The sequence below is a fragment of the Ligilactobacillus saerimneri DSM 16049 genome (assembly GCF_000423265.1).
Classification (GTDB): Bacteria; Bacillota; Bacilli; order Lactobacillales; family Lactobacillaceae; genus Ligilactobacillus; species Ligilactobacillus saerimneri.
Genome location: NZ_AUHQ01000005.1, coordinates 67,401 through 74,614 on the forward strand (window position 1 = coordinate 67,401; position 7,214 = coordinate 74,614).

The 7,214-nt window shown below is 45.8% G+C and carries 4 protein-coding genes; all 4 read right to left on the reverse strand.

What is annotated here, in order from left to right; all coding sequences use genetic code 11:
* Positions 1 to 26: 26 nt before the first annotated feature.
* The 4 genes from mnmG to G541_RS0103030 all read right to left on the reverse strand — a co-directional run bounded on the left by mnmG (position 27) and on the right by G541_RS0103030 (position 6,528).
* Entirely contained in the window at positions 27 to 1,952 is a 1,926-nt protein-coding gene (gene mnmG, locus G541_RS0103015; RefSeq protein WP_027826468.1) for a tRNA uridine-5-carboxymethylaminomethyl(34) synthesis enzyme MnmG, read from the reverse strand.
* 52 nt (positions 1,953 to 2,004) lie between these two features.
* Positions 2,005 to 3,393 (reverse strand): tRNA uridine-5-carboxymethylaminomethyl(34) synthesis GTPase MnmE, encoded by a 1,389-nt coding sequence (gene mnmE, locus G541_RS0103020; RefSeq protein ID WP_027826469.1) that lies wholly within the window; start codon positions 3,391 to 3,393, stop codon positions 2,005 to 2,007.
* Positions 3,394 to 3,572: 179 nt separating this feature from the next.
* Positions 3,573 to 5,222: a putative polysaccharide biosynthesis protein gene (locus tag G541_RS0103025; RefSeq protein WP_051174544.1), complete on the reverse strand. Its 1,650-nt coding sequence runs from the start codon at positions 5,220 to 5,222 to the stop codon at positions 3,573 to 3,575.
* A gap of 115 nt (positions 5,223 to 5,337) precedes the next feature.
* Positions 5,338 to 6,528, reverse strand: a complete 1,191-nt coding sequence (locus G541_RS0103030) for a cation:proton antiporter (RefSeq protein ID WP_009551256.1) — start codon at positions 6,526 to 6,528, stop codon at positions 5,338 to 5,340.
* Positions 6,529 to 7,214: the final 686 nt, after the last annotated feature.

Sequence of the window (7,214 nt, forward strand, 5' to 3'; positions counted from 1 at the left end):
TTGTTAGTTCTTATTTACATGAAATATTATTCAGCCTGTTTTTTGGCAATCCGGCCCTCTTGGATATAAACTGCCAGGATGGCTAAGTCAGCGGGGTTAACCCCACTGATCCGGCCTGCTTGTGCGAGGGTAGTTGGCTGGATCTTTTCAAACTTTTGCCGTGCTTCTGTGGCAATGCCATCGATTTTGGCATAGTCAATGTCAGCCGGAATCTTCTTAGCTTCCATCCGCTTGAGCTTGGCAACCTTTTCTTCTTCCTTCTTGATGTAGCCGGCATACTTGAACTGGATCTCAATCTGTTCAATCACCCGCCGGTCCAAAGGTTCTGCTGGAGCCGGGATGAACTGTAACAAGTCCTTGTAACTTGCATATGGGCGCCGCAAGAAGTCACTAGCTAACACCCCATCCTTCAACGGACGATCACCATGGGCTTCAAGGTAATCATTGATGCCAGGAGTATTTGGTGTCAACCGAATTGTTGCTAACCGTGCTTCTTCGGCTGTAATCGCTGCTTTCTTAGCCTCGAAAGCTTGGTAGCGTTCATCAGAAATCAAACCAATTTCATGGCCTAACTCCGTCAACCGTAAGTCAGCATTATCGTGGCGCAAGATCAACCGGTATTCAGCCCGTGAAGTCAACAACCGGTATGGTTCGTTAGTTCCCTTGGTTACCAGATCATCGATCATAACCCCGATATAGGCATCAGACCGCTTGAGGACAATTTCTTCTTTCCCCAGCGCATGGCGGCCCGCGTTAATTCCGGCGATAATCCCTTGCCCAGCTGCTTCTTCGTACCCTGAAGTCCCATTAGTTTGACCAGCAGTGTACAGCCCACGGATGAGTTTGGTTTCTAGTGTTGGGCGCAACTGGTATGGAGCGACAATATCATACTCGATCGCATAGCCTGGCCGCATCATCTGCGCGTTTTCCAAACCTGAAATCGAATGCACCATCTGTTGTTGGACTTCTTCTGGCATTGAAGTGGACAAGCCTTGAACATAGTACTCATCTGTGTTTCGTCCTTCCGGTTCCAAGAACAACTGGTGGCGAGGCTTATCAGCAAAACGAACAATCTTATCTTCGATTGATGGGCAGTAACGGGGCCCAACCCCTTCGATCACGCCCGAGAACATCGGAGCACGATCCAGGTTGCTATTGATGATCTCGTGGGTTTTTTCGTTAGTATATGTCAACCAGCATGACAGTTGCTGTTCAACCGTGAGGTAGTCCTCATCCGAGGTTTCAAAGCTAAAGTGGTTGACGTCTGCATCCCCAGGCTGTTCTTCGGTCTTACTATAATCAATTGTATTCCCGTCAACCCGTGGTGGGGTCCCCGTCTTAAACCGCTTGAGCTCAAAGCCCAGCTTCTCCAAGTTCTTCGACAATTCAACCGCTGCTTGGGTGTTGTTAGGACCAGAGGAATACCGCAATTCCCCAATGATGATCCGGCCCCGGGCTGCTGTCCCGGTTGTTAAAACGACCGCTTTCGCACCATAACGGGCCCCAGTATTAGTGATCACACCCTTGACGACCCCATCTTCAACGATCAGGTCGTCAACGATTCCCTGCCGGAGAGTTAGATGTTCTTGACGTTCCAACGTATGCTTCATTTCCTCAGAATATAAACGCTTGTCTGCTTGGGCCCGCAACGCGCGAACTGCCGGTCCTTTACCAGTGTTCAGCATCCGCATTTGGACGTATGTCTTGTCAATGTTACGCCCCATTTCGCCCCCGAGTGCGTCTACTTCGCGAACTACAATCCCCTTGGCTGGGCCCCCAATAGAAGGATTACATGGCATGAAAGCAGTCATTTCCAGCTGAATAGTGATCAGCAGGGTTTCATTTCCCATCCGGGCCGCCGCTAACGCCGCTTCACAACCAGCATGACCGGCCCCAACTACGATAACATCATAATCTTGTCCTTGATATTGTTTTCCAAATGATTCAACCATAATTCTCTTTGTGGCTAGTAAGCCAGCATATCTTCCTTTCTCTTATTCCAAGTTATTTCCCTAAGCAGAACTGACTAAAGAGCTGATCTAGCAACTCGTCTTGGTAAGAGTCCCCAGTGATCTCCCCAAGGCTATCCCAAGCAGCTGTCATATCAATCTGGCAGAGGTCCACCGGCATCCCTGCCTCGATTCCCTGCAACACTGCCGTCAAAGATTGTTCCGCCTTATTAAGCAAGGCCACATGGCGGGCATTGGTAACAATGACCGTTGTCTGGGAATTTTCGATTCCCCCAAAGAACAACTTGGCAATTTGTTCTTCTAACCGATCAATCCCTGCGTTAGCTAAAACAGAGAGCGCGATGACTTCTTCTGCTGGTTTGAGATAAGTCTGCAACTCAGCTTGATCCAACTGCTGCGGCAAGTCCGTTTTGTTGAGCACAACAATTCGCTTCTTATCCGCCGTAGCGGCCAATAATTCTTGGTCTTCAGCCGTCAGTGGTTCGCTAGCGTTCAACAGTAACATCACCAAATCTGCTTGGTCGATCGCTTGTCGGGAACGTTCCACCCCGATCTTTTCAACCTTATCGTCTGTTTCACGAATTCCAGCCGTATCAATCAACTTCAACGGCACCCCACGGACATTAACATATTCTTCGATCACGTCCCTGGTAGTCCCAGCAATATCGGTCACAATGGCCTTATCTTCATGCAACAAGTGGTTCAGCAAACTTGACTTGCCCACGTTCGGCCGCCCCACAATTGCCGTAGCTAGCCCTTCACGCAAGATCTTTCCTTGTTTAGCCGTTTGCTCCAGCTGCTTGATGCGGTCCCGCACAGCCAGCGCTTTTTCTTTAAGCATCTTCGTAGTCAATGTCTCGACATCGTCGTATTCAGGATAATCGATATTGACCTCAACTTGAGCCAAAACGTCCAGGATATCCTGGCGTAAATTATTGATCAAATGAGCCAAATTACCATCTAACTGGTTCAAAGCAACTTTCATTGACCGGTCTGTCTTGGCCCGAATCAAATCCATCACTGACTCTGCTTGGGTCAAGTCAATGCGGCCATGCAGAAAAGCCCGCTTGGTAAACTCACCAGGTTCCGCTAACCGCGCTCCGTTTTGCAAAAGCAACTGCAAAATCTCATTAGTTGAAACAATCCCCCCGTGGCAATTGATTTCAATAATATCTTCCCTGGTATAAGTCTTTGGTCCCCGTAGCACCGAAACCATGACTTCATCAATTTCACGGTGTGATGCCGGGTCAATAATATGTCCGTAGTTGATCGTATGACTAGCCACTTGCGTTAGGTCCTTCCCCTGAAAAACCTTGGTGGCGATCTTGACGGCATTTTCCCCGCTCATCCGTACAATTGAAATCGCCCCTTCTCCTGGCGGGGTTGAAATAGCGGCGATTGTATCAAATTCCGTGATTTCCATCAACTATCCTCCCTTTAAAAAGCAAGAAAAAAAGTGCCACTCCATGCACTATATAATACAGTTTTCCTGTATAAAAGACATGGATAAAGCACTTTGACTACTTTATCTATCAAGATAAGAATGATTACTTTTAATATACGTTCATTACTAAATAAAGTCAATTAAAACTTTAACGCGACTTAGAAATGCCGCCCCCGTGGTGAGCGTTGTTCAGTGGAGGTACTTTGTTCGCTCCTGATCCCGGGCAGGCGAAAACCAAAGATCCGCTTAAGGAACCCAAACCGGTTAAGAATTAAAGCATAGACCACCATGAAGAAGCCACCAAAGACCGCTGCATAGAAGAAAGCAGCTAGTTTGCCTTGCGGAATGTAGACCTGGTCTAAGCCCCAGTGAGTCAGCCAGGCGACTGCGCCCAAAACAATATTGATAAAGATCAATTGTAAAGCGCCTTCTAATTGTCCTGGTTCAAGGTAATGGCTATAAACATATCCAAAGACCACCGCCGCAATTGCTGCAAAGGTGATCGTGGTTGCCCATACTGTCCCAAAAGCACCCCAGATATAAGTTAATGGAATCTGTAAGGCTAATTTAAGGATCAATCCTAAGGTTAACGTCCGGACAGCCAGGCGGTGGTTCCCAAGTGACTGGGCAATCGAAAAGAAGTCAGTAAAGACTCCCAAGGCAATGCTTCCAATCAAAGCGACTGACATCAAATCAGCCCCTAAGCGGGAGAAAGGATAGAAGACCCCATTAACTTCCCATGCCAAAACAGAGAGTAGGAAGGCGACTGGTAAAAGGGTCACTACCATCAGTTCAATGTTTTGGACGATCAACTTGCTGACGCCTTCCCGATTACCTGTCCGTGACTGTTCTGCCAGTAGGGGCAGCGAGGAAGCAGCAACCGCAATTGTTAATGCCACAACCACTGTTGTGATCTTGTTAGGGTTGGCGGAGAAGTAAGTATACAGGTCTTGGGCATGAAATGGCGAAACACCCGTCAGTTTCACAACGATATCTTTGAAAGTCATCTGATCGATAAACTGGACAATTGTTACAGCTGAACCAACATAGATAAACGGAATAGCCTCTTTAAGAATACCAATAAAAATCTGCTTGAGATCATTATTATCTACCGGTAAACTCTGCGCAGCCAGTTCTTGGTATTCCGAGCGCTTTTTCCAGTAATACCACACCAGATAAATCAAACTAGCAACTGCCCCGAGGAAGGTAGCAAAGGTACTATAATTAACCGCCGTGATATATGACCCATGGATGACTTTCATCACATAGAAAGTTGCCCCCAGAATAAAGAGAATACGGATTAGTTGTTCCCACAACTGTGAGATCCCATAGGGCTTCATATCTGTATTTCCTTGGAAAAAGCCCCGCGTCAAACTCATTGGTGGCAAGATTACCAAAGTAGGACACATCACCCGGATAGCCTTGGTAGCAACACTGGTCGATACCACAGCACTCCGTTCAGCGATCACCGGTGCCAACACGTAGAGCAAGACGGCACAGCCGATCCCCGTACAGAGCATGCAGAAGAGTGCAACTTTGAAGACCCGCTTACTGTTATTAAATTTATTTTCACCATTGTAGGCCGCTACTTGGCGGGCAATTACCGTTGGAAACCCAGCGACCCCTAAGGAAAGAAAGAGCGCATAAAAGTTATATGCTGAGTTGAAGATGGCCTGGGCAGCATTCTGTTGCGCTGCGCTCCCCATCATCATCAACCATGGAATCAGATAGATAACTCCTAAAACACGGGAGAGGATGCTCCCAGCCATCATCCAAAAAGCTCCCGATAATAGTCTACTCTTTTTCATTTTCTTGTTTACACTCCGCGTTATTTAAATCTAAAAAGTAATTATACCGCTAATTTTTGCCTGCGAATAGAAAAAACGTATTTTCCGTACTAAATTTCCCGGAAAATACGCTTCTTTACTCCGTTGTTTCGGCAGATTGTTGGGTCATGTTCTTGGCTTGCCGACCCAGGGCTGACTTGATCATCCCTGGAGCGATCAAGGTTGTCAGAATGATTACCATGATCACCCCTGAATAGTAGTCTGCATGGAGTAAATGGGCTTGGAATCCCACCTGGGCAACGATCAGGGCCATCTCCCCCCGGGAAACCATGCCCGATCCGATAATACTAGCCGAATCAAAGTTCATCCCTGTTAACCGGGCCCCTAGGCCACAACCGAACCACTTCGTGAATAAAGCTAATAGTAGCAATGGCACAGTAAACTTGAGGTCACTGATGAAGCCATGGAAGGTCATGTTCAACCCGATTGAAACAAAGAACATCGGGATAAAGACTGCATACCCGATCGGGATGATATTATGGTCAATCTCTGCCCGGTACTCAGTTTGACCGACTGCAATCCCCGCGAAGAAAGATCCCACGACAGTACTTAAGCCCACCAGATCAGCCAGGTAGGCCATCCCCAAGCACATCACAAGGGACATTAAAACTACTGAGGCCGGTACCTGGAGTTTTTCCCCTAGTGACATCAAAATCGGAGCTACCCATTTGAAAATTACGTAGACCCCAATGAAATAAACCGCTTGTAGCACTAAGTTCAAAAGAATACTGTTGGTTCCACCACTGGAGCTACCCACATTACCGTAAACTGAAACCAAGACACTCAGGATCAGCACCGCTAGGATATCATCAATCACAGCTGCCCCCAAGATGGTTGACCCTTCCTTAGTGTCCAACTTATTCATCTCTTTGAGCACTTCAACTGTGATGCTCACTGAAGTAGCCGCAAAGGTCACACCTAAAAACAGAGAACTTTCGACTGAAAGGTTAAATAAGAAACCAAAGCCGAAAACAAGCCCTACTGGCAGGACAACCCCAAAGACTGCCACTGCCAAAGATGGCACAAAATATTTCTTCAAAAGAGCTAGGTCGCTTTCCAGACCCGCCATGAACATCAGGATGATGACCCCAATTTCGGAAAAAATGTGCATAAATTGGTCATTGGGAACCCAGCCTAGAACAGCTTGGCCCAAGATAATTCCGACGACCAACTGGCCCACTACGGCCGGAATCCGCATCCGCCGGCTCAAGTGCCCAACGATAGCAGTCGCCAACAAAACTAAGGTTAATGTACGTAAATAAAGCATTGGTTCACCTCTTTTCGCACTATACTAAATTTACTTGCAAAGAGTATTATACATGAAATTTATCCTAAACTAAAAGGAGCCATAACGTATCGCTACCATACGTTATGACTCCCTCTAGTTTTTTCAAAGGAGATAAGGTATTTGAGTTGGAGTAAATCTCAAAAATAATTTCTGAAGCATACTATATCTTTAATTATTTTATATCAAACTAATAAATCATAAGAAAGCGGCTCCAACTCGATTATGGTAATCCGAAATAACAGACATTCGGCATTTCCAACAGTTTTAAGTGTAACCGTTTTCTGGTTGAGTGTCAAAGTTCAGTTTAAATAAAATAGAATTTATAATAAACGCTCTCATAAACTCTACCCAATAAATTTAATCCGCTTTCTTTTTCCATTTTTGCTTCTTTTTCACTTAAAAATAATTATGCTGGTAAACGTTGCCAAATCAATGTTTATACTTCGATTTTCACTTACGGAAATAAAGCAAGCTCCGAAATACCCGTGTTCCCGCCTCTTTCACCATTATTTTTAATGATTTCATTATTAGAAGCTCTTTCTAGTCTGTTTTTCACTCGTTTTTAATGATTACGGCAGATTGTAAAATTTAAGTTGAACATTTTAGTGGACAGAAAAACCCATAAAGGTCTTTAATGGTGTCGTTACAACATTCCATTAGAAAGA